Source organism: Novosphingobium capsulatum NBRC 12533 (assembly GCF_001598375.1).
Taxonomy (GTDB): Bacteria; Pseudomonadota; Alphaproteobacteria; order Sphingomonadales; family Sphingomonadaceae; genus Novosphingobium; species Novosphingobium capsulatum.
Genome location: NZ_BCYV01000008.1, coordinates 223,068 through 250,057, shown reverse-complemented (window position 1 = coordinate 250,057; position 26,990 = coordinate 223,068). Strand labels below are relative to the sequence as shown.

Genomic DNA, 26,990 nt, shown 5'->3' with positions numbered 1-26,990 from the left:
CAAAGGAGTGGCGATGAAGCACAATCTGGCGATGGCCCCGTTGACCTTGGCAATTCTGCTCGCCGGGATCGGCCCAGCGCGTGCGGCGCAGGCCCAGTCCACGCAGGCTCCTTCCGCACAGGCCCCTTCCGCACAGGACTGTGCCGCCTTGGCCAAAGCCACGTTTCCCGATGCATCCACCACGCTGTCGCTGGCCGTCTTTCGTGCGGCAACGGCACAGGAGATGCCGGTGGCGGATGGCGCCCGCCCGGCTGCTGCGATCCCGGCAATGCCAGCGCATTGCGAAGTGATCGGCAAGCTGCAGGAACGCGCGGGTGCCAATGGGCAAATCTATGCGATCAAGTTTCACATGAGCCTGCCCGCCGCGTGGAACGGCCGCTTTGTGTTCCAGGGCGGCGGTGGGTCTGATGGCAACCTGGGCGATGCGGCGGGCGGCTTTTCCAGCCAGCCGGGCGTGACCGCACTGGCACAGGGCTATGCCGTCGTTTCGTCAGATTCCGGGCACGACAACGCAGTCAACGACGATCCTGCGCGTCAAGGCATCGTGACGTTCGGGCATGACGCCCTGGCTCGGCACAATTATGGCTTTGGCTATATCGGCCCGGTGGTCAGGGCCGGCAAGGCCTTGATCCAGGCCTATTATCGCCGCGCGCCAGCGTTCACCTATTTCGTTGGCGGCTCCAAGGGCGGCCAGGAAGCGATGATGGCGGTGCAGCGTTTCCCGCAGGAATTCGACGCCGCGCTGATTGGGTATCCGGGCTTTCATCTGGCCTATGCGTCCATTGCACAGCTGTGGGATGGACAGGCCTTTGGCGCTGTCGCCAAGGCCATGGGACAATTGGGCAACGATGGCTTGCCACTCGTCAACAAGGCGATGAGCGACCAGGACATTCTCTTGGCGCAGGGCGCGATCCTGAAGGCCTGCGATGCGCTCGACGGGCGCAGCGATGGCATGATCGAGCATTTTACCGCATGCACCACGGCGCGCGTCGTGCCCGAACTGGCCAAGATCACCTGCCCAAGCGACGATCCGGTACTCAAGACTGCCACGTGCCTGCTGCCGATGCAGGTTGCGGCGCTGCGCAAGGTGATGGGTGGGCCGCGCACCCGTGATGGCAAGCCAATCTATTCCGAATGGGCGTGGGATGCCGGCATTGGTGCAGCCACGGCCCATGGCGTGACGCAGGGTTGGCGGATCTGGAAAATGGGGGGGTATGCCTCACCCATCAACAACGGCGCCTTGCTGCGCCTGGGCGCGCCTACCAATTCGGCAGTCTTCCGCTCGCCGCCGCTCGACGTGGCGGCCGATGTCACCTCGCTGACCCGCTATGCGCTGAGCGCCGACATTGACGAGGCCTATCGCGCAGCGCATGTCAAATGGGGCACATTGCACGAAGCGCCGGTGGATTTCATGCATGCCGACGCAACCGATCTTTCGCCGTTCTATCGGCGTGGCGGCAAGATCATCGTGTTCCACGGTGTCAGCGATCCGGTGTTTTCGGTGCTCGATACGATCCGCTGGCTGTCCGCAGTGGACAGGCATGAGCACGGCAACTCTGCACGCTTCATCCGTTTTTACGCGGTTCCGGGCATGAACCACGGGCGCGGTGGCCCGGCAACCGATCGGTTCGATATCTTCTCGTCGCTGGTCGCTTGGCGCGAAAAGGGTATTGCGCCGCAGGCGATCACCGCCACGGCCGGTGAGGACAGCCCGTGGCCAGGGCGCACCCGCCTGCTGTGCCCCTATCCGCAATGGCCGCATGCACGCGCAGGCAACAGCGAAAGCGCGGCTTCGTCAGTCTGCCGGTAACGGCGACGACCGGGGATTTGCTGCGCAACATCGAGCCCAATGTACCTGGCTAAAGTGTGACGGAAAACGTTGTCAGTCGTGCGTTAGGTTTGTATCACTCGGCCATGACCTCGTTTATCGGAGCAGACATGGGTTTCCACTCCAATGCCTCTCTTCGCCGCCGCGCCCAAAGGATCGGCGCGCGGGCGCTGCTTGCTGCCTCGCTTGCCATGGTGCTGGGTGGCAGCACCATGGCGCATGGTTCGAACCAGCCGCTCTACGTCAATCCCGACAGCACCGTTGTGCGGGCGGCCAAGGGGCTGACCGGACAGGCGGAGCAGGACGCGCGCCTGATCGCGCGGTTCCCCACTGGCACGTGGCTGACCAGCGGCACCCCCGAAGAGGTGCAGGCAGAGGCGCACAAACTGGTCGGCGATGCCGCAGCAAAAGGCGCGATTCCGGTGTTGGTGGCCTACAACATTCCGTTCCGGGACTGCGCGCTCTATTCCGCCGGCGGGGCAGCAGACAGTGCGGCCTATGCTGCGTGGATTCGCGGCCTTGCCGCAGGCATCGGCAATGGCCGGGCCATCGTCATTCTCGAGCCAGACGGTTTGGGCGTGATCCCGTGGAACACCACGCTGACCGGGCAGGCGGAAAGCTGCCGGCCGGCAGGCATGGATGCCAAGGCGACGGTCGAACGCTATCGCCAGCTGCGCGACGCTGCGGCCGTGCTTTCGGCTTTGCCAGGTGTGCAACTCTACATGGATGGGGGCGGCAGCAGCTGGCTGGCCCCCGGCGAAATTGCCGCACGCCTCCTGTTGGCCGACGCAGGCAAGGCGCGGGGGTTCTTCCTCAACGTGTCGAACTATGAGAGCGATACCCGGCTCAAGCGGTACGCCCGCTGGGTCAGCGACTGCATGGCGCTGGTCTCGCAAGGGGGGCTCAGCCCGCGCGAGTGCCCTGGCACGCCGATCACCGGCGCGCGCGACTATCCGGGCGCATGGGCGGATGTGGACGCTGCCTATGATACCTTGTTCTGGCGCCTGCACCTGAAACGCGATCCGCAGGCGCAAAAGCATGCCGTGCTCGATACCAGCCGCAATGGCCAGGGCGGATGGGTGCCCAAGCCGGGGCGCTATCGCGATGCAGAGGTGTGGTGCAATCCGCCCGAACGCGGGCTGGGCCGCCGGCCGACCCTGGCCAGCGACGATCCGTACATCGACGCGTTCCTGTGGATCAAGATTCCCGGTGAGTCCGATGGCCAGTGTTATCGCGGCACCGCCGGGCCGGGCGATCCCGAACGGGGCATGGTTGCGCCTGCAGCCGGCGCGTGGTTTGCGCAGCAGGCCCGCGAGTTGATTACGCTGGCGCGTCCCGGCGTGGAATAGGCACGCGGGGCTGGGAAGTGGGACTACTCTTGGTAAGCAGGCGGTGGCGCGGTTGAGCCGCGCACCAGCAGCGCATGGGCATGCTCGTGGCGCTGATCGAGAGCGGGGCCTTCGTGCGTGGCATCGAGCCGGGCGATCAGCCGGTCGGCCGCATCCCAGGCCATCGCGCTGACGGGTTGATGTACCGTGGTCAATTGCGGCCAAGCGGTACGTGACACTTCCGAATCGTCAAATCCGGCGATCGACAGGTCATCGGGCACCGCAAGCCCCAGCGCGCGCGCGGCCGCGAGTGCGGCGGCGGCCATGTCGTCGTTCTGCGCCAGAATCGCAGTCGGTGCCGGATCGCGGCGCAAGAGATCGAGCGCTGCATCATAGCCCACAGCGTACGTGAAATCGCCGGTGACGATCAGGTTCTCGTCCAGGATTTTGCCGTGCTCGGCAAAGGCGCGGCGATACCCCTCCAGGCGGGCGAGGCTGGCGGCGTGCGCCGGGTCACCCAGGATGATCCCCACGCGGCTGTGGCCCATGTCCAGCACGTGTGACGCCACGGCCTGGCCGGCGGCGACTTCATCCATGGTGATGACGATCCCGCGTGCAAGATCCTTTTGCGGGGTGATCCGCGCGTAGGGCAACCCTTGGCGATCAAGCAGGTCGAGCAGTTCGATTTGATCGCAGGCTGGCGGCGCCAAGAGCACGCCGTCCAAGCCCGTGCGTAACAGCAGTTTGCCCAGTTCCTCTGGCCGTTCCGACGCGTGGTTGAACGGCAGCACCACCAGCCGGTAACGCCCGTTGTGCATCCGATCCAGCGCGCCGTTCTGCAGATCGACGACGTAGCTCGGGCTCGGCCGTTCATAGGTCAGCCCGATCAGGAAGCTACGCCGTGCGATCAGGCTCTGCGCGGTCAGATTCGGGTGATAGTCGAGCTTGGCGGCCGCATCCTTGACCAGTTGCCGGACGCGCGCGCTGACATGCGGTTCGTCATTGAGTGCGCGAGAGACCGTTTTGGGCGAAACGCCGGACATCTTGGCCACATCGATGATCGTCGTACGCCTGGAAATGTGGGCCTCCGTGCTGCTGCTGTCCAATCGGTACCTTTGGGAGCGACGGGTTTCTTAGCGGGTCTCTTGACTTCTGTCGATGTCCGCCGGTAAACGTTGTCAGGAAGACGGTAAACGTTGTCAGTTCCGCGCAGCAGGGCCGGTACGACATCAGGAGGGGTTTCATGGGAGTGAGGGGACGCAAGGGCTTGGCGCTGCGGATGGCATCTGTGGCGATGGTTGCGGCACTCGTGCCGGCCGCCCGTGCGCAACAGGCAGGGGTAAGCGACGGCGCTGGCGCGGCGCATCCTGACCTCTGGCCGCAGCGTGAAGGGCGAATCGCGCTCGACATCGCGATGGAAAAGCGGATCGACGCGTTGCTTGCGACCATGTCGCTTGAGCAAAAGGTCGGGCAGATCATCCAGGGCGATATTGCCAGCACCACGCCCGACGACGTGCGTCGCTATCATCTCGGTTCAGTGCTGAACGGCGGTAATTCCGATCCCGGTGGGCGTTACAACGCGCCAGCCAAGGACTGGCTGGCGCTGGCCGATGCGTTCTACGAAGCGTCGATGGCGCCCAGCGGCAATCTGCCGCGCATCCCGATCATGTGGGGCAGTGATGCCGTCCACGGCCACAACAACGTGGTCGGCGCAACGCTTTTCCCGCACAACATTGGTTTGGGCGCCGCGCGCGACCCGGAATTGCTGCGCAGCATCGGCGCCGTCACGGCCAAGGAAATGCGCGTTACCGGGCTCGACTGGACTTTCGCCCCGACGTTGGCGATCGTGCGCGATGATCGCTGGGGCCGCACCTATGAAGGCTTTGGCGAGGCGCCGGAGATCGCCGCCTCCTATGCCGCTCCGCTGATCGAAGGGCTGCAAGGCAAGATCGGTGACAAGGACTGGCTGCGCGGCCCGCACATCATCGCCACAGCCAAGCATTTTCTGGGCGATGGCGGTACCTATGGCGGCAAGGACCAGGGCGACACGCGGATTTCGGAAGCCGGCCTGATCAATACCTTCAGTGCGCCGTACATTCCCGCGCTTAATGCCGGGGTGCAGTCGGTCATGGTGAGCTTTTCCAGCTGGAACGGCACCAAGATGCACGGCAATCAGTCGCTGCTGACCGGGGTGATGAAGCAGCGCTGGGGCTTTGACGGCTTTCTGGTGGGCGATTGGAACGGCCACGCCCAGGTGAGCGGCTGCACCGCCACCGATTGCGTCCAGGCCGCCAAGGCCGGCCTCGACATGTATATGGCGCCCGATAGCTGGAAAGCGCTGTGGCAAAGCACGCTGGCCCATGCGCGCGATGGCTCGCTGCCCATGGCGCGGCTTGACGATGCCGTGCGGCGCATCCTGCGCGTGAAGCTGCGCGCCGGCCTGTTTGAAGCCGGCAAGCCGTCGAGCCGGCCCTTTGGCGGCCAATTCGACCTGTTGGGCAGCGCGGAGCATCGCGCCGTAGCCCGCCAGGCCGTGCGGGAATCGCTGGTGCTGCTCAAGAACGCCGGGCAGTTGCTGCCGCTCAAGCCTATGTCCAATGTCCTGATGGCGGGCGATGGCGCGGATAACCTGACCAAGCAGACCGGCGGCTGGACCTTGAGCTGGCAGGGCACCGGAACCAAGCCGGCCGATTTCCCCCATGCCCAATCGATCTGGTCTGGCATTGCCGAACAGGTAAAGGCGGCGGGCGGTTCGGCCACGCTTTCGGCCGACGGCAGCTTTACCAAGAAGCCTGACGTGGCCATCGTGGTCTTTGGCGAAGACCCCTATGCCGAATTCCAGGGTGATCGCCCCGATGTCGGCTTTGACGATGCACGCAGCCTGGCCCTGCTGCGCCGCCTCAAGGGCGCTGGCGTGCCGACGGTGGCGGTGTTCCTGTCGGGCCGGGCGATGTGGGTAAACCCGTTCCTCAATGCCGCCGATGCCTTTGTCGCGGCATGGCTACCGGGTTCCGAAGGCGGCGGCATTGCCGACGTATTGTTCGGCAAGGCCGATTTTCGCGGCACCTTGCCCTATAGCTGGCCGCGTTCGAGCGATCAGACCGCCGTCAACGTGGGTGACAAGGATTACAATCCGCTGTTCCCCTATGGCTTTGGCCTGAAATATGGCCAGCCTGGCGATCTGGCACCGCTGCCCGAAGCGCGCGCTACGGTCGCGGCGGCTGATCCCGGCGTCCTGTACGCCGCCGGACGTCCCGGCGCAGGGCGGCAGTTGCTACTGGGGGCGCCCGGGGCGCTGTCCACCAATCCTGGCCCGGAATTGATCGATGCGCGCCCCGCCGATCACCACGCGCAAGAGGATTCGGTGCGGCTGCACTGGACCGGCGCTGGCCCCGCCATGGCCGCGATTGCCGGGGACGCGCCCGTCAATCTGACGCGCGAGAGTAATGGCGGCTTGGCGGTGGAACTGGAATTCCGCGTCGATGCTGCGCCCACCGCCGATGTGAACCTGCTGATGCAATGCAGTGGTGACAAATGCGCCGGCGGCTTTCCCGTAGGTGGCATGTTCAAAGCGGTGCAGGCCGGCCAGTGGTCGCGCCTCGCCATTCCGCTGCACTGCTTTGAAAAGGCCGGCGTGGACATGAGCAAGGTGACCGTGCCGATCGCGCTGTCCACCAGTGGCGCGATGACCGTCACGCTATCGTCAGCGCGGATCGTATCGCCGGTCGGGCCGGTGCTGACCTGCAACTGACCGCGCCGCGCCAGGGAGCGGCGCGGCACCGGTCCAAGACCCATGAACCAATCGACATTTCATTCAATCGCCATCCAGTCAGGAGAGGAATACATGAACAGGGGAATCTGGAAGCGCAGCATGGTGCTGGCGCTGCTTTCGACTTGCGCGGCAGCGCCGGCCCTTGCGCAGGAAGCGCCCGCTGATCAGTCGGCCGCCAAGCCGGCAGCGGCTGCGCAGCCCAAGGATGGTCCGGGCGACATCATCGTCACCGCCAACCGCCGCGAGCAGAACCTGCAGGATGTTTCCGGCGTGGTCCAGGCGCTGGGATCGGACCAGCTGCGCAAGGACGGCATCGTCGAACTGCGCCAGTTGCAGCAGGCCGTACCGGGGCTGAGCATTGCCAACCAGGAAGGCAATGTCGAAATCTTCATCCGCGGCGTCGGCTCGGCCAACAACACCGAACTGGGCGATCCCGGCGCAGCGCCGCACCTCAACGGCACCTACATTCCGCGCCCGCGCGGCCTGGGTCTGATGTTCTATGACCTTGAACGGGTGGAAGTGAACAAGGGGCCGCAGGGCACCCTCTATGGCCGCAATGCGCTGGCCGGTACGCTCAACATCATCACCGCCAAGCCCAAATTTGACAGCTATTCCGGCTATATCCAGGCCGAATTCGGCAACCGCAATTCCTATGCGGCCGAAGGCGCCGTCAATATCCCGATCGCGTCGAACTTCGCGATCCGCGCGGCAGGCTATTACGTCAACCGCGACTATGGTTTCCGCAATGTCTCGACCGGCGCACCAGCGATCGGTCTCAAGCCCGCTGGTCTGGAAGAGAACTATGCCGGCCGCCTGTCGATGCTGTGGGAGCCGACCAGCCGCCTGACCATTTCGGTGATCGGCGATTATGGCAAGGAAACCGGCACCGGCTATCCGGGCGCCAACATCTACAGCGCGGTTGAAGCCACTGGCCTGACGGCCAGCGACCTGGACCTGCGCCGCGTGGTCTATCGCGGGCTCCAGGGCAAGATGACCAACGAGCTGTGGGGCGTTCAGGGCAAGATTGCCTATGATTTCGACAAGGTGGGCATGGAACTGACCGGCAGCTACCGCTCGGTCGATTTCAACCAGGTCAACGCGTCGAGCGATGGCATCGATTACCCCGGCCGCAACCTGGCGACCGAGCAGTACGACAATTTCTCGGGCAACTTCTGGCAAACCAAGTCGCAGAGCGAAGTCTTCGAACTGCGCGTCTTTGCCAAGAAGGGCCAGCGCTTCCGCTGGAACCTGGGCGCGTTCTATTTCAACGAAGACCAGCAGGTTGGCTATCTCGCGCTCGCCGATCGCGGCTATTGCTGCTATTCGGGCACCGAATTCACGATGCCTGACGTGCGCGGCAAGAGCCATGCGTTCTATGCCGACGGCACCTATGACGTGGCTGATCGCCTGCGTGTTCTGGGCGGCATCCGCTATACCGAGGAAAGCAAGTCGCGCTATGGCATCGGTGGCAACTGGGCGCTGACGCTGGGCGGCGCCAACTATGCCTGCTGTCTCGCCACGCGCCTTGGCACCGAAGGCTTTGTGCCAGCCTTGCTCAGCCGCCCGAATTTCGACGTGTCCAAGATCAACACCCCGCAGGGCATGGCGCAGTTCCTGATCCAGGGTATCGCCTCGCCCGGTGCGCGCGACACGCTGATCAACCAGATCGGCGCCATTGCCAATGGCACCAATCCGGCCGGCAACTGCTTTACCCGGCCTGATATCGACAACGGCTTTGTCACCTGCCCGACCAACACCAACGGCGGTTTCAGCTATGCCAATCTGACCATCCCCGGCCAGCAGGTGGGCAGCGCTGCATTCAAGTATGCCGATTGGCGCCTTGGTTTCGAGTATGACCTGAGCACCGGCCACATGGTCTATGGCAAGGTTTCAACCGGCCACAAGGCGGGCGGTTTCAACGACAGCTTCAACGGTTCGACCGTGCCGGAAACCTATCGTCCGGAAAAGCTGATCGTGTACGAAGTTGGCAGCCGCAACACGTTTGACGTGATGGGCCGCCGCGCGGTGTTCAACCTCACCGGCTTCTATTACGACTACAAGGACCAGGTCTTCCAGGACCTGACCTGCATCAACCTCGACACCACGCAGACGCCGAACGTGTGCAACGGCTATTCGCTGGTCAACCGCAACATCGGCGCCTCGCGCCTGTTCGGCGCTGAAGCCGAATTTCGCGTGGCGCTGCCCTACCACTTCTCGGTCGACGTGAATGCGGCTTACCTCGATACCCGCATCACCAATGGCGAAGTCGCGGACGTGCGCGCGCTGGATAACAGCGCGGGTGGCAAGTCGCCGCTGATCAGCCTGGTTGGCAACCAGCTGCCGCTGGCCTCAAAGGTCAACGTCAGCGCGCATATCGCGCAGTGGATCGATGTGGGCCGTGGCCGCTTCGATTGGCAGGTTCTGGCCAACTATCGCTCGGCCTATTACCTGACGCAGTTCAACAACAAGGACGTCGTGTTCCTGAACGGCACGCGCCAGACCGCGCTCCAGGCCGGCTTCCCGGACCGTCAGCCCGGCTTTGTCACGCTGAACCTGGGCGCAGGTTACCAGGTCAACAACGTGCGGATCGAGGCATGGGCCAGCAACCTGCTTAACGTTCAGGCGTCGCAAAAGGAACTGGCGGGCTCCGCGCTCAACATTCGCTTCCTCAACGACGCCCGCACCTATGGCGCGCGTCTGCGCCTGACGTTCTGATCGGGTTCTGAGCGCAGCAAGAGGCCCGGCTTGCCACACGGCAGGCCGGGCCTTTTTGCGGGCGGAATTGTGCCAGCGTTTATCGCGAGGCTGACGACAGCACCGCGCTGGCTTCCGCTTCTGCGACAAGGCGCGCGGCATCGTCGGGCAGCAGCCAGCCTTGCCGCACGCGCTGCGCCGCAACGGACCGGACCCGCGCGACAAAGCCGGCGTGGCTGCCATAGCGTTCTTCCAGCGACAGGCGCGGATCGCCCTTGGCAAGGCGTTCCGCCTTGGTGGCGGCAAAGGGAATGAAACCACCGGCGAAGCCGCAGGGTCCGCCCGCGCCATATCCCTTGGCCAGCACGTTCCAGCCCAGATAGGTGCCCAGTGGCACGAGATGCTGCACCGAAGGGACGCCGCTGCCGGTTTCGTTGCCATCGCGGTCCACGCGCGGCACCAGCGAGGGGATGGTGCGGCGGATCGCCGGGGGCTGCTGTGTGATCACGCCAGACAGATCGGGATAGTCGAACCCGGGGCCGTAATCGTAATCGAGCAGATCGTTCATCTTGCCGTCCGGCACCGGCGCGCCGGGGATGGCTGGCCAGTGCATGGCGGCGGCATGGGGCGGGACAAGATCGCCATGGGCCAGCGTGGGATACTGGCTGGGCGGCGGCGCGCGGCCGGTGCTGACCCATGCCACCAGCCGCTTCATCAGCGCGCGCATCGTCGGCAGCGATGGATTGGGATTGTTGGGCAATGCGCAGACCGGCGCGCCGGGCCAGGGCTTGTCACCATCGAGCGAGATGCCGCCGGTGTAGGAACCGCCATGGGTCACGCCAGGGAAGTAATACCGCCGCACGTTGGCCGGGATCGGCACATCGGCGCGGGCATCCGTGCCGACCAGCGCTGGGGATAGTCGCAGGCCCCAAAGTTCGGTGGAGCCGAACGTTTCCATGATCTTGGGGCAGGTTTGTGTTGCCGTGCAGCGATCGAGCAGGCTGTGCGTGCCCCGGCCGCGCACCCGATCGGCATAGCGGCTCCACCACAAGGTGCCTTCGCTGCCCGGCTCGAACAGGGTTGCGGCCCCGCCCGGCACGGCAAAGCGCAGGTTGAGCGGCACCTGGCGTGCCGCGATGTTGGGATTGGCACCGTCGAACACGCGATGGCCCGCTTCATCCTGGTTGAAGCCAAGGTTGATGAAGCTCTTGACGAAATTGCCCGATTGCGAGGTGCCGCTGACCACGCTCCAGCGCACCTGGCCGGCAAGGGGATTGGGCGTGCCATGGTCGTCGGCCGCCGCATGGCGCAGAAAGCTGACGAGATCGCGCGTAGCGGCAAAGCCAATGCCCAGAACCAGCGGATCGCGCGCCTGATAGACCAGCGTATAGGCAAGCGCCGGGTCAAAGCCGCCCTTCAGGCAGATGCGCGCGGGATCGGGCGTGCCGGGAAACGGCGTGGTGCGGCAATCGGCAAAGGCCCATTGGCTGGGAGCAATCGGCTCCAGCGGCGCAGCGTCGCTGGCCTGGCGATAGAGCCTGGCGTGCGCGGGATCGAGATCGACCGGAAGCGGGCGCGGTACGGGGCGGCCGATCCCACCGGTCAGGCCCCAGGTGCTGCCGGAAAGATCGGTCACGCGGGCCAGCGCCGGCCCGGTCAGGCCCTTGGCCACGGGCACGGTGGCAGTTTGCAGGCCGGGTGCGGGCGCCAGGTCACCCTGCCAGCCGCTGATCACGCGGATGTGGCCATCTTCATCGGGGGCCACTTTGCCATTGCCCCGGTTGGGCACGTCGTAGAACAGCACGCCGCTGCCGCGCACCAGGGGGCGGGCGATGGCAAACGTGGCGCTATAGCCGATGCGGCCGTTGGCCTGGCGCGGGGCTTGGGCAATGTCGGCGATGATCGCATCGCGCGTTGGCGATACATCACCATCGAAGGTGCCGGTGATGATCTCGTAGGGGCGCTCGCCCGGCTTGGTGGGGGCGGGGGTGCGCGTCTCAATATGGATGGCGGTAACCCGCGCCTGCGCGCTGGTGGCCAGGGCAAGCAGGGCAGCCCCGCCGAGGAAGCAGATCCTACGCATCGGCGATCTCCATATCCAGCAGTTGCGCGCCCAGCGTCTTGCCATGGGCATCGAGCGCGAGGGAGCGGGTGACGCCGCCCGAAAGCACGCCATGCAGCACGAAATTCACGGCCTGAAAGTTGGGCAGCACGAACCGTTCGATCCGGCGCGGGCGCAGCGCGGCAAGATGGGCGGCAACCCTCTCAGTCGTCAGCGCGCGCTCCAACTGGCTGAACTGCGCCGGGCCGCGGGCAAACACGCAGATCTGCGAGGTATCACCCTTGTCGCCCGTGCGGGCGTGGGCCAGATCACGAAGTCGCATCAACTCACTCCATGAACGATGGAGGGCGCAACCGCGCCGCGCGGAACGAGGACGGAGGCAACCGCGACCACTTCGCGCAGGGTGGTGGTCACGCCCCCACCACCCGACGGGCCATTGAGATAGAGCGCCTCGACCTCCGCACCAATTTCGGCGGCCGTGGCGCGATCGGCGCAGCGGGCGGCAACGCGCGCGCGCACTTCGGCCGGTTCGGGCGCGCGGCCGGTGGCATTGACGGCATTCACGCCGATCAGGTCATAGCGGATATCATCCACCGCCAGGCGCTGCATCGCCACCCGCTCGGCCACGATATCGAGCGCCAGCTGGCCGCGCGCCAAGGCGCCGGGCCCGGCGTAGCTGATCTGCCCTTCGCCAATGAAGCCGTCGCGATAACCGACCGATACCTTGAGGCTTTCGGGGCGGGGGTGGCCGGTCGCGCCCGATACGGCAATGCGATCCGGGCCTGCCTCGGCCAAGTTCAGCGTGGTGAAGTCTGCCACCACATCGGCCTGAAGATAGCGGGCTGGATCAAGGATTTCGTACATCGCCTGTTCGCGCGCATTGGCGAGCGAGAGGCGCCCACCCGTGCCGGCAACCTTGGTGAGCATGGCCGTGCCATCTTCGTTCACTTCGGCCAGGGGAAAGCCCAGGCGGGCCAGGCCCGGCACATCGTTGTAGCCGGGATCGGCGAAATAGCCGCCGGTCAGCTGGCCAGCGCATTCCAGCAGATGGCCGATGGCAGTGCCGCCTGCCAGCCGCGTCCAATCGTCTTCGGCCCAGCCGAACGCATGGATCATCGGCCCGAGAAACAACGCCGGGTCGCACACCCGCCCGGTGAAGATCACCTGCGCCCCTTCGGCCAGCGCCTGGGCAATGGGAAACGCGCCGAGATAGGCGTTGGCGGAAATCGGCTTGAGATCGGACAGCGATCCCGCGCGATCCAGCAGGGGGAGGTCTTCGCCCGCGATGCTGGCCAGCACATCGTCACCCAGCACCGCCGCCATGCGGATGCCGGTCAGGCCCTGCTCACGCGCAACGGCGAGCGCGGCTTCCATGGCGGCGAGCGGGTTGGCCGCGCCCATGTTGGACACGATGCGCACACCGCGCGCCATGGCCGGGCCCAGCACGGCGCGCATGCGCCGCTCCAGCCGGGGGTCATAGCCCGCGGCCGGATCACGCTGGCGCGCCAGTTGCGCCAGCGCGATAGTGCGTTCGGCCAGGCATTCAAAGCACAGGAAATCGAGTTCGCCTTGTTCGACCAGTTCAACGGCCGGCTCGATCCGATCCCCGGCAAAGCCGGCACCGGCACCGATGCGTATGGTTTTCATGCATGTCTCACTCATAGGCCGATCAGGCCGATGGCCAGCGCTGCCAGTGTCATCACCAGGGTGGCGCCCAGCAGCCAGGGAAAGGCAAAACGCTGATGCGCGCCGAGGTCGATGCGGCTCAGGCCTGCGACCAGGAATGTTGCGGGGGTCAATGGGCTGATCGGAAAGCCAACGGTATGCATGCCCAGCAGCGCCGCCTGCGCCACCTGCACGGGCGGCACGCCAAAATGGCCGGCAACTTGCGCGACGACGGGCAGCACGCCGAAGTAGAAGCTGTCAGGGTCGAACACCACGCTGAGCGGCATGCTGGTGACGGCCACCAGCAGCGGCAGGCTGCGGCCCATGCCGGGCGGCACCAGGGCCACGCTGGATTGGGCCAAGGCGTGGATCAGGCCAGCGCCGTTCATGATGCCGGTAAAGGCGCCAGCGGCAAACAGCACGCCGGCCATCATCATTGCCGGGCGGGCATGCGCCTCGATCCGGGCGCGCTGTTCCTCGGCATTGGGATAGTTGATCGTCAGGACGAGGGCAAAGGCGACCATGAAGATCACGGCCGGTTCGGCCACGCCGCCGACCATCAGGCCGATGACCGCCAGCGTGATGGCCAGGTTGAGCCAGAACAGGCGCGGGCGATGCAGCGGATCAGCGCTAGGGCCGCTTGCCACCGGGCCAGCCGCCACGGCGCCAGCGGGCAGGTATTGCGCCTGAGGCAGGGCAGCCAGGCGGCGTTCTTCCCGCCGGCCCATCCACCACGCCGCGCCGAATACGAACACCAGGCCAACCAGTTGCACCGGCAGCATCGGCGTGAAGATCTGCACCGTGGGAATGTGCAGCGCAGCGCTGGCGCGCAGTGTGGGGCCGGTCCACGGCAGGAAATTGACCCCTGCGGCAAGCGAGGCGCAGCAGGCCAGCACGCGGCGGTCCATGCCCAGTTGATCGTAAAGCGGCAGCATCGCCGGCACGGTGATCAGGAAGCAGACCGCGCCAGAACCATCGAGATGGATCAGCAACGCCAGCAAGGCCGTGCCCATGGTGATCCGCGATGGCTTGCGCCCCACCAGGCGCAGCACGCCGCCAACCAGCGGTGCCAGCAGGCCAGCATCGCTGACCACCCCGAAAAACAGGATGGCAAACACGAACATGCCGGCAACCGGGGCAATCTTGGTGACGCCGGCAATGATCCAGCCCGGCACGCCGGCGCCCAGGCCCAGTGCTGCCGCGCCGATCACCGGCACCAGGATCATCGCTGCAAGCGGGGATAGTCGGTTTGTCAGGATGACGGCCAGCATGACACCGATGATGGCCAGTGCGCCCAGTGCGAGGGCGGCTGGCGGCAAAGCTGCAGCGGCCAGCATCAGCATGCCCCCTTGGCCGAGAGCACGCGTAGCATGTTCTGGGCCGCGGGCGAGGGGCTGCGCGCAGAAAGATGGGCAATGCCGATCACGCGATCGGCGCCGCTGTCACCCAGCAGGTGCCATTCCAGATCGTGCGCGCCGACCATCGGGCGGCACGACAGCGGAAGCGCGCTGATGCCCAGGCCCGCCGCGATGAAGGCGCCCAGCGTGGCGGGCTGCGTGCATTCATACAGTGGCCGCGGCGCCAGCCCGGCGCGGGCAAACGCGGCATCGGTGATCTGGCGCACGCTGCTGGTGGGGGCCATCGCGATGAACGGGGCATCGGCAAAGCTGTGCCAGCTGGGATCGGCCGGTGCGTGCCCGGCGCGGCAGACCAGGGCGCAAGGGTCTGTAAACAAGGGCAGAAAGGTGAAATCCTCGGCGGCGTCATCAGGTGGGGTCATCACCGCCAGATCGATCAGCCGCTCGCGCAGCTGTTGATAGATGGTCCCCGCCAGTCCTTCGCGCACGGTCACGTCGACGCCTGGCCAAGCCTCGCGAAAGCGGCTGAGCACGGCGGGCAGATCGCCCACGGCGTAAGATGGCAGCACGCCCAGGGCAATGCGGCCACGCTGGCCCGACAGCGTCTGGCCCAGGAGATCAAAGGCATCGTCGAAATCGGCGATCAGGCGCTGTGTCAGGCGGAGCAGGTCTTCGCCGGCCTGGGTCAGCGACACGTGGCGGCGGTTGCGGTCAAACAGGCGGGCGCCAAGGTCTTCTTCCAGCAGGCGGATGGTGCGCGAGAGCGCCGGCTGCGAGACATGGGCAAGTTCGGCCGCGCGGCTGAAGTTCGCCGTCTGGGCCAGGATGCGAAACTGGCGCAGGGTGGAAAGACTGGGAGTGCGGGCCATGCGGAACCTGTGCGCCAGAGGGAGCCGCCGATAGGTCTGGGCAGCAGGCGCATGGTGGCGGGCGCCACGCCCGGCGTCCAGCCGGCAGGTGCGCTTGGCCCCTGCCGCAACTGGCGCCACGTGTGGAAACCCGCCACCCACGATCAGAAGCGCGCCGCGATGCGGGCGTAGACCTGCCGCCCGAACGGATCGGCGATCGAGGGCAGATAGCCGTTGTACTTGGCAAAGCCGGGCGAGGTGTTGAAGATGTTGATCATCCCCAGCGTCAGCGCATAGCGATCGTCGTGGCCAAAGTTCAGGCTGTATTGCGCATCGAACACCGAAAACGCGCTGACCTTGGTGCTGACGGCGGGAACGACGGCGCCGGTGCCCGCGGTGTTGAGGCTTTGCCCGTAATCATCCTTGACGCCGGCGGTATAGCGCCAGGTCAAAGACAGCGTGTGCGGGCCATAGCCGGCATCGATGCCAGCCACGCTGCGCCAGCGCGGCGCTGCCGAGGACGAGGTGGGCGACTGCACGAACGCGTTGCGATAGCCCACGCCATCATAGACCACCGAGCCGGTGATGTTGCCATTGGCATCGCGGCGCAGAATGCCGGTGTCGACATCGTAGGCCAGCAGATAGGTCAGCGTGTCGCGCAAGGTGAGATGCAGTTGGCCAGCGTCAAACGCATACTGGCCCTGAATGTCGATGCCCGATGTCTTGGTGCCGCTGGGCGCATTGAAGCTGGTGACGACCACCGATTGCAGCGTGCCAGTCAGCGGGTCGCGCAGCACCGCGGCGCCGTTGGGCGCGGTGTTGACCACCTGCTGCGGGTTCTGCGTCGAAATCTGGTTGTTGAACTGATACTTCCAGTAATCGATCGAGAACCGCGCGCCGCGCGTCGGCACGAAGGTGGCGCCCAGGTTATAGACCGTGGACGACTGCGGCTTGAGGTTGGGATTGCCGTAGGTCTGGATCGTGCGGAACGAGGTGGTGCCATCGACCGGATCGGTGACGTTGACCACGTTGGTGCCGATCAGCGAGGCGGAACCGTTGGCCAGCGAGGGCGCCTGGAACGCCTTGCTGTAGGAACCGCGCAGCGAGAACCAGTCGACCGGGTGCCAGTTGGCCGCCACCTTGGGCACGGCCTTGCTGTAACCACCGGCATCTTCATAGCGGCCAGCCATATTAAGCGTCAGGCTGTCGATCGGCTGGTAATTGGCTTCGGCGAACACGCTCTTCACCTCGCGCGAGAACGCGGTGTTGAGGTGCTTGCCGAGGAAGCCGCCATAGCCCGACAGCAGCAGGTCGGAATAGTTGGTGATCGATTTCTCGCGGCGATACTGCGCGCCAAGAGCCACGTTGATTTCGTGCCCGGCAATGCTGGCCAGGGGGCCATTCACCACCGCTTCGGCGATATAGTATTCACGCTTGAAATCGGTGAAGACATCGCTTTGCAGATTGTAGATCAGCGACGGATCCATCTGCGACAGGTTGGCCTGGAACGGGCTGTAATAGAGGCAGCTGCCCTTGCCGGGCACAGCGCCGCTGCCGCCACCCAGGAAGTTGGTGTTGCAGTTCGGCCCGCCATAGCCGCGCAGCGCGGCCTGGAACATGTTCATATCGGTATCGCGATCGCGGGCGATCGTTTGCGAGGCGGAATAGGTGGCCGTCGCCAGGTACTTCCACCGCCCGACCAGATTGCCGCGCGCGCCTAGCACGTAGTGCTGCTGGTTCACCGTATCGCGCATCACGCGATATTCGTATCCGCCCGGAAAGCCCTGCGCCCCGATCGCACGGCCATAGAACAGCACGTCGACGCCAAAGGGATTGTAGGGGTTGGACGCCGGCATCGTGGCGTTGCCCGCGTTCTGGGCATAGGAGGGCACGCCAAACCGTTCGGAATCCTGGTGGTAATAGCTGAGTTCAGCAAACAGCGTATTGGCGTCGTTGATTTCGAACGTGGTGTCGTTGTGGATATTGACGCTGCGCGCACGCGGGCGGATCGGGTTCTTCGGCTGGAAATTGTAGAGGCAGTTGCCAAGGCCAAAGGCCGCGCCGCCAGTGGGGGAATAGACGCTGTTGGTGCCGTCTGCGCCGCAATTGGGATCAACCACCTTGAGCGTGCCCGTGGCGGACTTGTTGGCATCATAGAGCGCGGTGTAATCGTTGCCGTTGATCACCACGTGGCCGCCGGTGGCGGTAAGGGGCCGGCCGGTCAGCAGATAGCTGCCCGGATAGCCGGCCGCGGTGGGATTGAAGAAATTGGTGACGGCGCGGTCGGAATTCTGGAGATTGTCCTGAAACCGATAGGACGCCGAAAGTACGGTGTGGAAGCGATCGTTGCCCACGCCCATCATCGCCTGCACGTTCCACGCCGGGGAATCAGCGATGCTGGTGAACTGGGCGCTGGTCTTGAACCCGTTGAACTTGGTGTCGGTCAACACGTTGAACACGCCCGCCACGGCATCGGCGCCATAAGTGGACGATGCGCCATCGAGCAGAACCTCGACGCGCTGGATGGCGATATCGGGCGTCAGGCTGTTGAGGTTGACATAATCGTCACCGGCCTGCGGGGTCACGCGGCGGCCGTTAAGCAGCACCAGCGTGGAGCCGGCGCCCAGGCCGCGCAGGTTGGCGGAACGGGTATCGCGCGTATCCGCACCGCCCTTTGACAGATCCTGCAAGCCGCCGGTGCTGCCCACGTTCTGCGGGATGAAGCGGGTGAGATCACCGATCGAGGACGAACCAGTGCGCGCGATCGCGGCATTGTCGACTGCGAGGATGGGCGAGGCGCGGTTTTCCTGGCGGATATTGCCGAGGTAGGAGCCGGTCACCACGATTTCCTGCGGCTTGGCTTCCGGCGCGGGTTGATCGGCAGGCGGCGTTGCCTGCGCTGGCGTGGCCTGCGCGGCTGCTGCGCCGTGCCAGCCCATCACGCCCATGGCGAACGCCGTGCCGACGAGCAGATTGTGCTTTATCCCGTGATAGCCCTTCATGTGCACCTCCTGATCACCATCGCCGGGGAGGCGCAGCCAGGGATGCCGCCGCAAAACGCGGCGTGCCATCGTTGCTCTCCCCACCATGGCGGTGTTTTCTTGTGAAGGCGCAATGGCGGACGGCCACGATCAAGTGAAATACAATTGGTCTATCGTCTTATAACGTGAAGTTATAAATCTATGGGGTTGGTCGGTCGCGCTGATGGCACCGATGGCGACCCGCCAAGGGCGCGGGCGCAGCTTTCCAAAATGGGCCGCTATTTAAATCCCGCGTGGCCGGGCAGACACGGGCCCGCAACGTTTGGCCGCGTCAAGCAGGGCCGAAAAAGGGAGAGGGGAGCACCATGCTTCAGATTCACGGTAATTTCCGCGCGCATGCCGCAGCCTCGCTGGGCGCGATGGCGCTGGCGTTGGTGGGGACCAACGCTTTCGCGCAGGCCGCCACCGAGGCGGCTCCGGCGCCCGCGCAGGCCAGCCCGGCACCCGGCGAAATCGTGGTGACCGCGCAGCGCCGCTCGGAAAGCTCGCAAAAGGTTGCCATTGCGCTCACCGCGGTGGGCGGGGACCAGCTCACGCAGAAAGCCGTGCTGGTGCAGCGCGATCTGCAGAACGTGGCGCCCGGCCTGACCATCACCAAGGCAGGCCTCACCGAATCCATCAACATCCGCGGTATCGGCCTGTCGAGCGGATCGCCGCAAGTCGCCAATGGCGTCGCCACTTATGTCGACGGGCTGTTCCAGCCGCCGATCGCGCAGAGCTTTGATCTCTACGATATCCAGAGCATCGAAGTGCTGCGCGGGCCACAGGGCACGCTGGTCGGCTCCAACTCCACCGGTGGGGCGATCTTCATCAATTCCAAGCGTCCCAAGCTGGGCGATTTGGGTGGTGACGTGACAGCCGAATACGGCAGCTACAACAATGTCCGCCTCAATGGCGCGATCAATGTGCCGGTGGGGGACAACCTGGCCTTGCGCTTTGCCACCAACCAGCATTGGCGCGATTCCTATTACACCGATCTTGGCCCTTACAAGAACCAGCCCGACAGCCTGAAGGAACACGATGAGCGGCTGTCTGCGCTCTACCAGTCCGGCGGCTTTACCGCCTATTGGAAGGGCGAACTGGCGCAGAAGAGCACGGGCGGCTATGCCTATCAGCCGATTGCCGGCACGCAGTTTGCCGCTGGACGTGAACCCACGCCCTATGTGCTGAATTACGATACCAAGACCGCGAATTTCGAGCGCGCGTTTACCACGGCGCTGGAATTGAAGTACCAGACGCCTGGTGGCCTGGTTGTCCGGTCGGTAAGCGGATACCAGAACAAGCGTGTCTGGAACGTCTATGACGTGGATGGCACCAATATGTCCCAGGCGGCGGGACCGTTCGGCCCGCAGTATGAAGATCAATACGTCCGCGAGAAGGAATACTCGCAGGAAATCAACATCATTTCGCCTGATTCCAAGCCGCTGAACTTTATTCTGGGTGGCTATTACCAGCACAACGATATCGACGTGCTGCTGCATTTCACCGGCACCGCGCCGTTCCCGATCGTGGTCAATCCGATGAACAGCAAGACCACGCTGGGCGCCTTTGCCCAGGTGAACTATCGCGTTACCGAAAAGCTCGAAATCCAGGCAGGCGCGCGCTATTCGCACTATCATGTCGATGGCACCGGCGGCGTTTATCTTGGCGGGCCGCCGCCTTCCGCCTTCCTGACGATTCCGCAGACCGGCACTGAGGCCGATGGCCGCATGACCGGCAAGATCGCGCTTAACTACAAGCCCGATGCCGACAACATGCTCTATGTCTTTGCCGCCCGTGGCTACAAGCCGGGTGGGATCAATCCGCCTGGTGGCATGTTCAACCCGGAAACGGTGTGGGACTTTGAAGCGGGCTGGAAATCGAGCTTCCTCGATCGGCATGTGCGCACGCAGATCGGCGTATTCTATAACAAGTACAACAATTTCCAGATGGACGTGATCAGTCCGGCATCTGGTCAGAATGGCGTGGTCAACCTCGCCAATGCCACGATCAAGGGCTTTGAAGGGCAGCTTCAGGCCAAGCTGGCCGGTTTCGGCCTCGACGCCGGCGTGTCGTATGTGGATTCGCAGCTCAGCAGCGTGACGGTGATCAACAAGTGGCAGCCGGGCGCCGCCACCGCGCAGTTGCCGGCCTGCGCCACCGGGGTAACCAGCAACTGCTTCCCCTACCAGTTCATCACGTCTGATGCCGGGCCGAACCTGCTGTCGCCGAAATGGACCTGGAACGCCGGCCTGGATTATACCTATTCGCTGGGCGAGGGGCGCTCGATCGTGCCCCGCGTGAACTATTCCTATATCGGGTCGCAGTGGGCCTACGTTACCTATCTGCCGCAGTTTGACCTGATCAACGCGCGCCATCTGGTCAATGCCAGCGTCACGCTCAACTGGGACAACTTCAAGGTGGAGCTATACGGCACCAACCTGACCAAGGAATATTTCGTGACCGGGCAATCCGGCCTCAACGAATTCCGCACCGCGCCGCGCGAGTTCGGCGTGCGTCTGGGCGCCAAGTTCTGATGGTGGCATCGCTGCCTGGCAGCATCGGTCGGGGTCACCCGGCCGATGCTGCATCGCTGATGGAGCGCCTGCCATGCCGTTGATTGCCGATACGATCGCGCGGGTAATGCAGCGGATGGTGGCGCCACGGCTGGCCCAGCCGGAAAGCGCGCTGGCGTTTCCCGAAGTTCCTCGGCGTTGCCGCACCATCACTATTCCAACCACGCAAGGCAGTGCTGCGGCCACGGTGTTCGCTCCGCAGAACACGGCGGGCCCGGTGCCGGTTCACGTCAACTTCCATGGCGGTGGCTACGTCATGGGCCACCCCGAACAGGATGATGCGTTTTGCGCGTTCCTGGCCGAGCGGGCCGGCGTCTGTGTCATCAATGTCGATTATGCGCTGGCGCCGCAGCGGCGCTTTCCGATAGCGGTAGAGCAAGCCTGCGAGGTGATCTGCTGGGTGGCGGCGCAGGCGGGGGCGCAGGGGTGGGACGGCGATCGGCTGACCGTGGGTGGGCAAAGTGCCGGTGGCGGTTTGGCTGCTGCTGCCAGCCTGCTGCTTGGCCAGGCGGGCGGGCCGCCCATCGCCGCGCAGATCCTCCACTATCCACCGCTCGATCTCGTCACGCCGCCTGCGCACAAGCAGGCCCGGGCGGCGCGTCCGGTCATTTCACCGGGCGTCGCGCGGCTGTTCAATGCGGTCTATGTGCCCGATCCATCGATGCGGGCAGATATGCGCGCATCGCCGTTGGTGGGCGCGCCCGATGATTTGCTCGACAAGGTGGCGCCGGCGATTGTCATTGCCGCAGGGCTCGATCTCTTGCGGGCAGAGGCTGCCGCCTATGCCCAGCGCCTGCACGCGCGCGGCCGCCTGCTGGAATATATCGAGGTGCCCGATCAGGACCACGCCTATAACCTGCGCGGCGGCACGCGCGAGGTGGTAGAGGCAGTCTATCTTCAAATCGCCCGGCATATTGCGCGCCTGGGGCGCTGATTGTTCGAGCCTTACCAGTAATCCTGCAGGGCCAGTTGGCAGCGCCACTGCGCTTCGTTGGGGGCATCCTGGCTGCCGCCAATCAGATGGGCATGGATCTGCCGGCTGGCCTCGAACAGTTCGCGGGCGGCGGCTTCGGGCAGGTCGGCACTGCGGGTGCGCCGAATAAGGATCGATCCCGCCATGGCGCGGGCAATGAAGTGCAGCACGCCGTTGCCCGACATATCGGCAATATCGCGGATGAAGCCATACCAGTTCTGGCCCAGCACCGTGGCATTGGGCGCCTGCTGCATTTTCTGGAACGAACGCTCGACGCGGTCGAGATAGCGGGCATCCTGTCGCGCCCGCGCCAGATCGATCATCCCGATATTGGCGCGGTTGAGCACGGCGCGGCAACGATCAGGCGAGACCGCGTTGGCAGCGATAAAGGCGTTGATCATATGCAGCGCCCGGCCAGCTTGCGGTTCGCAGGCAAACACGCCACCGCCGCGGCCGCGCCGCATCACCACGTGCTGGGCATCGGCCAGGATGCGCACGGCTTCCACCGCCACTTCCAGGCTGGTGTCATGGGCTTCCGCGATGCTGGCGAGCGAGCCCAGGAACGTTTCACCGGGCGGCAGCAGAGCGATCTGCTGGCGCAGTTTCGCCGCCAGGCGATGCCCGCGCGAGGCCGGCTCTTCAAGCTCGGACCAGGTTGGAAGCGACGCCTGCGTCTGGCACGGCGCACGGGTTTGCTGCACCGGTGCGTCTTGCAGCATGGCCCGCACCAAGCGCCCCAGCGGATCATCCTGCCCGGCAATTTCCGCCTGCAGCCATTGGCGCGCATCTTCCATCGCGGCCGGCGAATTGCTGGCAATGATGTCACTGCGGATGGTATCCAGCGTCTGGTCGAGGCCGGGCAGGCACACGCGCAGCCCACCCTTGCCCTTGCCGCCGCGCCGGGGTTCCATCACACCGCGCAATTGCAGGATGCGGCTGGTCTGCCGCGCCACGCGGCGGCCAACGCCAAACGTCGCGGCAACACTGCCTTCGGTCAGCACGACGGCGGGGCTTGGCGTCAGGCAGATCGACTGCTCGATGCGGTCGGCAACGGTGGCTGGGGTCGATCCGCCCAAATCATGGCCATTGATCACGCGCCCGAACAGGTCGCGCGCGCGCGACAGCGTGGGCGTGTCGGCGATGGGTAACGCGCTCTCCTGCAAATTGGCCACGGCCGATATCCCACCCCATGCAGCCGCCAATGCGGTCTGTTGCAGCACCGTGCCTGACAAAATCACAGCGGGCAACACCCCGGCAATGGCAAAATCGGTGCCTTTTGGGGCGGAATACCAGCGCGGTGCCGGTGAAGCGTGCCGCGCCATGACAGTGGTGGCGCGGCACGCAGCGTTTCAAGGGATCAAGCGTTCGGAGCGCAGTTGGGCGAACAGATCGAAAAAGGCAGTGTCCGTCGCCTGATAGCCGGTAAATCCCAGGCTGCGAGAGCGCGCCATGTCGGTTACCACCTCGATCGGGCGGCCCAGGTCTGCGTCAGTGTGCCAGGGCGAGGCCAGCCGGGTGAGGTCTGGTTCTGCCAGGCCTTCGCGCGCGGCGATGCTGCGCCACACCGGAGCATCGCCCGCCATCTGATCGGCCAGTGGCCGAACGCTGCCGTCAAACCCAGCCGGTTCAACGCCAAACCATTGCGCCAGGCGTGGCCACATCCAGCGCCAGCGGAACATATCGCCATTGGCGCAATTGAACGCCTGGTTTGCCGCAGCGGGCGTGGTCGTGGCCCACAGCAGTTGCTGCGCCAATTGCCGCGCGTCGGTCATGTCGGTAAGCCCATTCCACTGCGCCGCGGATCCCGGGAAGTGGAATGGACGGCCCAGTTCACGGCACAGCGTGGCATAGACCGCCAAGGTGGTGCCCATGTTCATCGCGTTGCCCACGGCCTTGCCGATCACGGTGTGGGGGCGGTGCACGCTCCAGGCAAAGCCGCTGCGTTGCGCGGCGGCGAAGAGTTCGTCTTCTTGGGCATAATAGAAATTGTCGATCGGCAGGCGGGCCTGATCCTCGCGAAACGGCGTATCGGGCAGGTTGCCCTGGCCATAGGCTTCGAACGGGCCAAGATAGTGCTTGAGGCCGGTGACCAGTGCCACATGCACGACGCTGCCAGCCGGCTCTACCGCGCGCAGCAGGTTGCGCACCATGGCCGCGTTGACCGCGATGTTTTCCTTTTCCGTGGCGCGGCGCAGCCAGGTGGTGATGAACACGGCATGGGGTCGATGCCCGGCAAGCGCGGCGGCGGTGGCAGCGGCGTCGGTAAGATCGGCGGCGATCGGCTCCACCCCGGGCAGCGGCAGCGGATTGCGCGCCAGGGCCAGCACGCGCCAGCCTTGGGCATGAAGCAGCGTGGCAATGGCCTGGCCGGTGATGCCGGTGGCCCCGGCAACAAGGGCAGTCTTGGTCATCGATGGTTCCTTGTTGAGCAAAAACCGCTAATTGGGGCGCCGCTCGCCCGGCGCCAAGAAGGCACCAGATGGTAACCACTGGCGTTGGCGGCGCAGCGATATCGTTGGCAAAGCAAGGAGTGCCGCCGTGATACCGGGCAGCCCGGAAGAGGAATGGCGCGAGGATTGTGCCCCGCGCCGGATCCTGGAACTGTTTGCCACCAAGTGGACCAGCATGGTGCTGCACACCCTGCATGCGCGGCATGACGGGCGGGCCCGCAGCGCGGCGCTGCTGCGCAGCCTGCCGGGCATTTCCAAAAAGATGTTTGCTCAGACGGTGAGGGAAATGGAGGCGAGTGGCTTGCTGGCGCGCACCACGCGCGATGATGTCGCGCCGCCCGAAGTGGATTATGCGCTGACCGCGCTAGGCCGGCGCTTCGTCGTACCGGTCGAGGCGCTGTATGGCTGGGCGCGCGACAATGCCGACGCGCTCGACGCGCTGACCCCGCGCGCGCGATCGCGGCGGCGCGGCTGATTAGGCCATGGCGGTCACGCCGGCTCACCCAAGCGTACCAGATCGGTGACCAGTTCAAGGGTGGGAGCAGCAAGGCCATGGCGGGCAGCAACGGCCAGGACTGCGCCGTTTATCGACTCAACCTCGGTGCGCCGGCCGGCGAGCCGGTCTTGCAGCATCGAGGGCTTGTGCCCGGTGTGATTGGCGAGGGCAAAATCGACCTTGGCCATGGTTCGGGTGCGATCGAACGCGATGCCCTCCGCCCGGGCAATGGCGGCGATTTCGTCCATGATCGTGCCGACGATGCGGCGGATCGGGGCGCTGTCCAAGCGGCCGACGGGCACTTGCCCCAGCGTGCAGAGCGCATTGAGCGCGCTGTTGAAGGCCACCTTGTCCCACACCATTGCCTCTACCTCTGGGGCGAAGCGGGCGTTGAGGCCGGCGCCATCGAGGATGTCCGCCACGTGGCGCGCCCGTGCGTCGGCCGCCGCGATCAGTCCTGCCAGCCAGACATGGCCTTGCCCATGTGAAGAAACCGCATTGGCACCATGAAGGTCCGCGGGAAAGTCGGTCACGCCCCAGACGATGCGCTCGCGCGGAAACACCGCCGCGATCGCCTCGGTATTGCCCAGCCCGTTTTGCAGAGTCAGCACGGTGCAGCCGGTATCGACCAGATGCGCGGCAGATGCGATTGCTGCGGCACTGTGCATGCCCTTGGTGAACAGGACCAGCAGATCGACCGGCCCGTCCACCGCAGCGATCGGGCAAGCGCCAACCCGTGCGGTAAAATCACCATCGTCCAGTGACAGCGCAATGCCTTGCGCGGCGATCGCGTCCATCCGCGCCTGGTCCACGTCGGCCACGGTCACCCGATGTCCGGCCAGGGCCAGCTTTGCCGCAAACAGGCAGCCCATTGCGCCTGCACCGATTACCACGATCCGCTGCATCCCGGAATTCTCCCACGTGTGCACACAGGCACGTGTGCCTGCACAGGCACGAGTATCCGGATCGGGATTTGACAGTGTCAACCCGCCGGTCGGGCAGGGCTCATAGCGGCACGATGGGGAGATAACGGAGGAACCGCTGCGCGGCATCGGGCAGCACGCCCGCCCTGCGGCGGTAGACCCAGAATTGCCGCCAGGTTTCCAGCGCCGGCACGCTGAGCTGGCGCAGGCGCCCGCTGGCGACATAGGGTTCGAGCAGCGGGACCGGCAACCAGCACAGCAATTGGCTGGCCCCGGCAATGGCGATCATCGTTTCGACCGAACTGGTGCGCGCCACGACGCGGGCCTGGTGCCCCAATTGCGCGGCCAGGGTTTCGAACCGGATGCGCGGGGTTAGCCCCGCCTCGGGCATGACCCAGCCATGGGCAAAGACGCTGCCGAGATCGGGGCTGTCGGCGATCGGGTTGTCGGCGGCGCAGAACACGGCAAACATGTCGGCATGGTCGCAGCGGCCCAGGCACTGCGCATCGGCGGCGTCCTGCTCCACCCGGCCAGAGGTTATCGCCAGGTCGATCTGCCGCTGCTCCAGCGCGCGCACCAGGCCGCTGTCGACGTCTTCGATTGCCTCGAATGCCAGGTCGGGATTGTCGGCCAGCATCTGCCCGGCGTGGGTGGCCACCAGGGTGCGCATCACGGCGGCGGTCGCACCAATGCGCACCACGCCGCGCCGCAGCCCGCGAAACGCCGCCAATTCATCGCGCAGCGTGTGCATGTCCGCGAGCAGGTGGCGGGCATGGCGTTGCAGCAGCACGCCGGGATCGGTCAGCACCATGCCGCGCGTGGAACGATCGAACAGCGGCTGTTGCAGCCGTTCCTCCATGCGGTGGATCAGGCGGCTGAGCGCGGGCTGGGTCAGATTGGCCTGGCGTGACGCGCGCCCCAGGCTGCCGCATTCGGCCACGGCCAGAAAGGCTTTCAACTCGCGCTCATCAAAATCCATGCGCCAACGGTATGACTT

Annotated in this window: 18 protein-coding genes; 7 read left to right on the top strand and 11 right to left on the bottom strand. The window is 65.2% G+C overall.

From position 1 onward, the window contains the following. Window positions 1-13 precede the first annotated feature (13 nt). Together SCA01S_RS08015 and SCA01S_RS08010 are read left to right on the top strand one after the other, a co-directional pair. A complete protein-coding gene (locus SCA01S_RS08015; protein WP_062784592.1) occupies window positions 14-1,810 on the top strand; it encodes a tannase/feruloyl esterase family alpha/beta hydrolase in 1,797 nt (598 codons plus the stop codon). Between the two features lie 104 nt (window positions 1,811-1,914). Further along, the gene (locus SCA01S_RS08010; RefSeq protein WP_245652494.1) at window positions 1,915-3,177 is read left to right on the top strand and encodes a glycoside hydrolase family 6 protein; all 1,263 of its coding nucleotides are present in this window, start codon (window positions 1,915-1,917) and stop codon (window positions 3,175-3,177) included. Window positions 3,178-3,200: 23 nt separating this feature from the next. Here the strand turns inward: SCA01S_RS08010 and SCA01S_RS08005 are convergent, their stop codons facing one another. Continuing rightward, entirely contained in the window at window positions 3,201-4,208 is a 1,008-nt protein-coding gene (locus tag SCA01S_RS08005) for a LacI family DNA-binding transcriptional regulator (RefSeq protein WP_281191335.1), read from the bottom strand. A gap of 227 nt (window positions 4,209-4,435) precedes the next feature. On the opposite strand from SCA01S_RS08005, the gene SCA01S_RS08000 reads away from it, so the two are divergent. Both SCA01S_RS08000 and SCA01S_RS07995 read left to right on the top strand, forming a co-directional pair. Continuing rightward, window positions 4,436-6,907: a glycoside hydrolase family 3 protein gene (locus tag SCA01S_RS08000; RefSeq protein WP_245652493.1), complete on the top strand. Its 2,472-nt coding sequence runs from the start codon at window positions 4,436-4,438 to the stop codon at window positions 6,905-6,907. A 93-nt stretch (window positions 6,908-7,000) separates the two neighbouring features. Next, the gene (locus SCA01S_RS07995) at window positions 7,001-9,643 is read left to right on the top strand and encodes a TonB-dependent receptor (protein ID WP_022676570.1); all 2,643 of its coding nucleotides are present in this window, start codon (window positions 7,001-7,003) and stop codon (window positions 9,641-9,643) included. A 79-nt stretch (window positions 9,644-9,722) separates the two neighbouring features. On the opposite strand, the gene SCA01S_RS07990 is transcribed toward SCA01S_RS07995, so the two are convergent. From SCA01S_RS07990 to SCA01S_RS07965, 6 genes are all read right to left on the bottom strand, one after another. Further along, a complete protein-coding gene (locus SCA01S_RS07990; protein WP_062784588.1) occupies window positions 9,723-11,705 on the bottom strand; it encodes an alpha/beta hydrolase domain-containing protein in 1,983 nt (660 codons plus the stop codon). Beyond that, window positions 11,698-12,006, bottom strand: coding sequence for an AtuA-related protein (locus SCA01S_RS07985; protein ID WP_062784586.1), 309 nt, complete (start codon window positions 12,004-12,006; stop codon window positions 11,698-11,700). The genes SCA01S_RS07990 and SCA01S_RS07985 overlap by 8 nt, the downstream gene beginning before the upstream one ends. Next, entirely contained in the window at window positions 12,006-13,331 is a 1,326-nt protein-coding gene (locus SCA01S_RS07980) for an acyclic terpene utilization AtuA family protein (protein ID WP_062784584.1), read from the bottom strand. The genes SCA01S_RS07985 and SCA01S_RS07980 overlap by 1 nt, the downstream gene beginning before the upstream one ends. 11 nt (window positions 13,332-13,342) lie before the next feature. Then, the gene (locus tag SCA01S_RS07975) at window positions 13,343-14,686 is read right to left on the bottom strand and encodes a CitMHS family transporter (RefSeq protein WP_062784800.1); all 1,344 of its coding nucleotides are present in this window, start codon (window positions 14,684-14,686) and stop codon (window positions 13,343-13,345) included. After that, entirely contained in the window at window positions 14,686-15,576 is an 891-nt protein-coding gene (locus tag SCA01S_RS07970) for a LysR family transcriptional regulator (protein WP_062784582.1), read from the bottom strand. Before SCA01S_RS07970 ends, SCA01S_RS07975 begins: the two co-directional genes overlap by 1 nt. Window positions 15,577-15,719: 143 nt before the next feature. After that, the gene (locus tag SCA01S_RS07965) at window positions 15,720-18,626 is read right to left on the bottom strand and encodes a TonB-dependent receptor plug domain-containing protein (protein ID WP_062784580.1); all 2,907 of its coding nucleotides are present in this window, start codon (window positions 18,624-18,626) and stop codon (window positions 15,720-15,722) included. A 275-nt stretch (window positions 18,627-18,901) separates the two neighbouring features. Here SCA01S_RS07965 and SCA01S_RS07960 point away from each other — a divergent pair, with 275 nt between their 5' ends. Both SCA01S_RS07960 and SCA01S_RS07955 read left to right on the top strand, forming a co-directional pair. Then, window positions 18,902-21,112: a TonB-dependent receptor gene (locus tag SCA01S_RS07960; protein WP_084390850.1), complete on the top strand. Its 2,211-nt coding sequence runs from the start codon at window positions 18,902-18,904 to the stop codon at window positions 21,110-21,112. Window positions 21,113-21,185: 73 nt separating this feature from the next. After that, complete coding sequence (locus SCA01S_RS07955) at window positions 21,186-22,085, top strand: alpha/beta hydrolase fold domain-containing protein (RefSeq protein WP_062784576.1); 900 nt, start codon at window positions 21,186-21,188, stop codon at window positions 22,083-22,085. Window positions 22,086-22,096: 11 nt separating this feature from the next. Here the strand turns inward: SCA01S_RS07955 and SCA01S_RS22795 are convergent, their stop codons facing one another. Together SCA01S_RS22795 and SCA01S_RS07945 are read right to left on the bottom strand one after the other, a co-directional pair. After that, window positions 22,097-23,371, bottom strand: coding sequence for a hypothetical protein (locus SCA01S_RS22795; RefSeq protein ID WP_245652492.1), 1,275 nt, complete (start codon window positions 23,369-23,371; stop codon window positions 22,097-22,099). A 102-nt stretch (window positions 23,372-23,473) separates the two neighbouring features. Then, a complete protein-coding gene (locus SCA01S_RS07945; protein ID WP_062784574.1) occupies window positions 23,474-24,535 on the bottom strand; it encodes an SDR family oxidoreductase in 1,062 nt (353 codons plus the stop codon). A gap of 127 nt (window positions 24,536-24,662) precedes the next feature. On the opposite strand from SCA01S_RS07945, the gene SCA01S_RS07940 reads away from it, so the two are divergent. Continuing rightward, a complete protein-coding gene (locus SCA01S_RS07940) occupies window positions 24,663-25,049 on the top strand; it encodes a winged helix-turn-helix transcriptional regulator (protein ID WP_054131189.1) in 387 nt (128 codons plus the stop codon). A 14-nt stretch (window positions 25,050-25,063) separates the two neighbouring features. Here SCA01S_RS07940 and SCA01S_RS07935 read toward each other — a convergent pair whose 3' ends face one another. Continuing rightward, entirely contained in the window at window positions 25,064-25,975 is a 912-nt protein-coding gene (locus tag SCA01S_RS07935) for a ketopantoate reductase family protein (RefSeq protein ID WP_062784572.1), read from the bottom strand. Window positions 25,976-26,075: 100 nt separating this feature from the next. Next, window positions 26,076-26,972, bottom strand: a complete 897-nt coding sequence (locus tag SCA01S_RS07930) for a LysR family transcriptional regulator (protein WP_062784569.1) — start codon at window positions 26,970-26,972, stop codon at window positions 26,076-26,078. Between the last annotated feature and the right edge of the window lie 18 nt (window positions 26,973-26,990).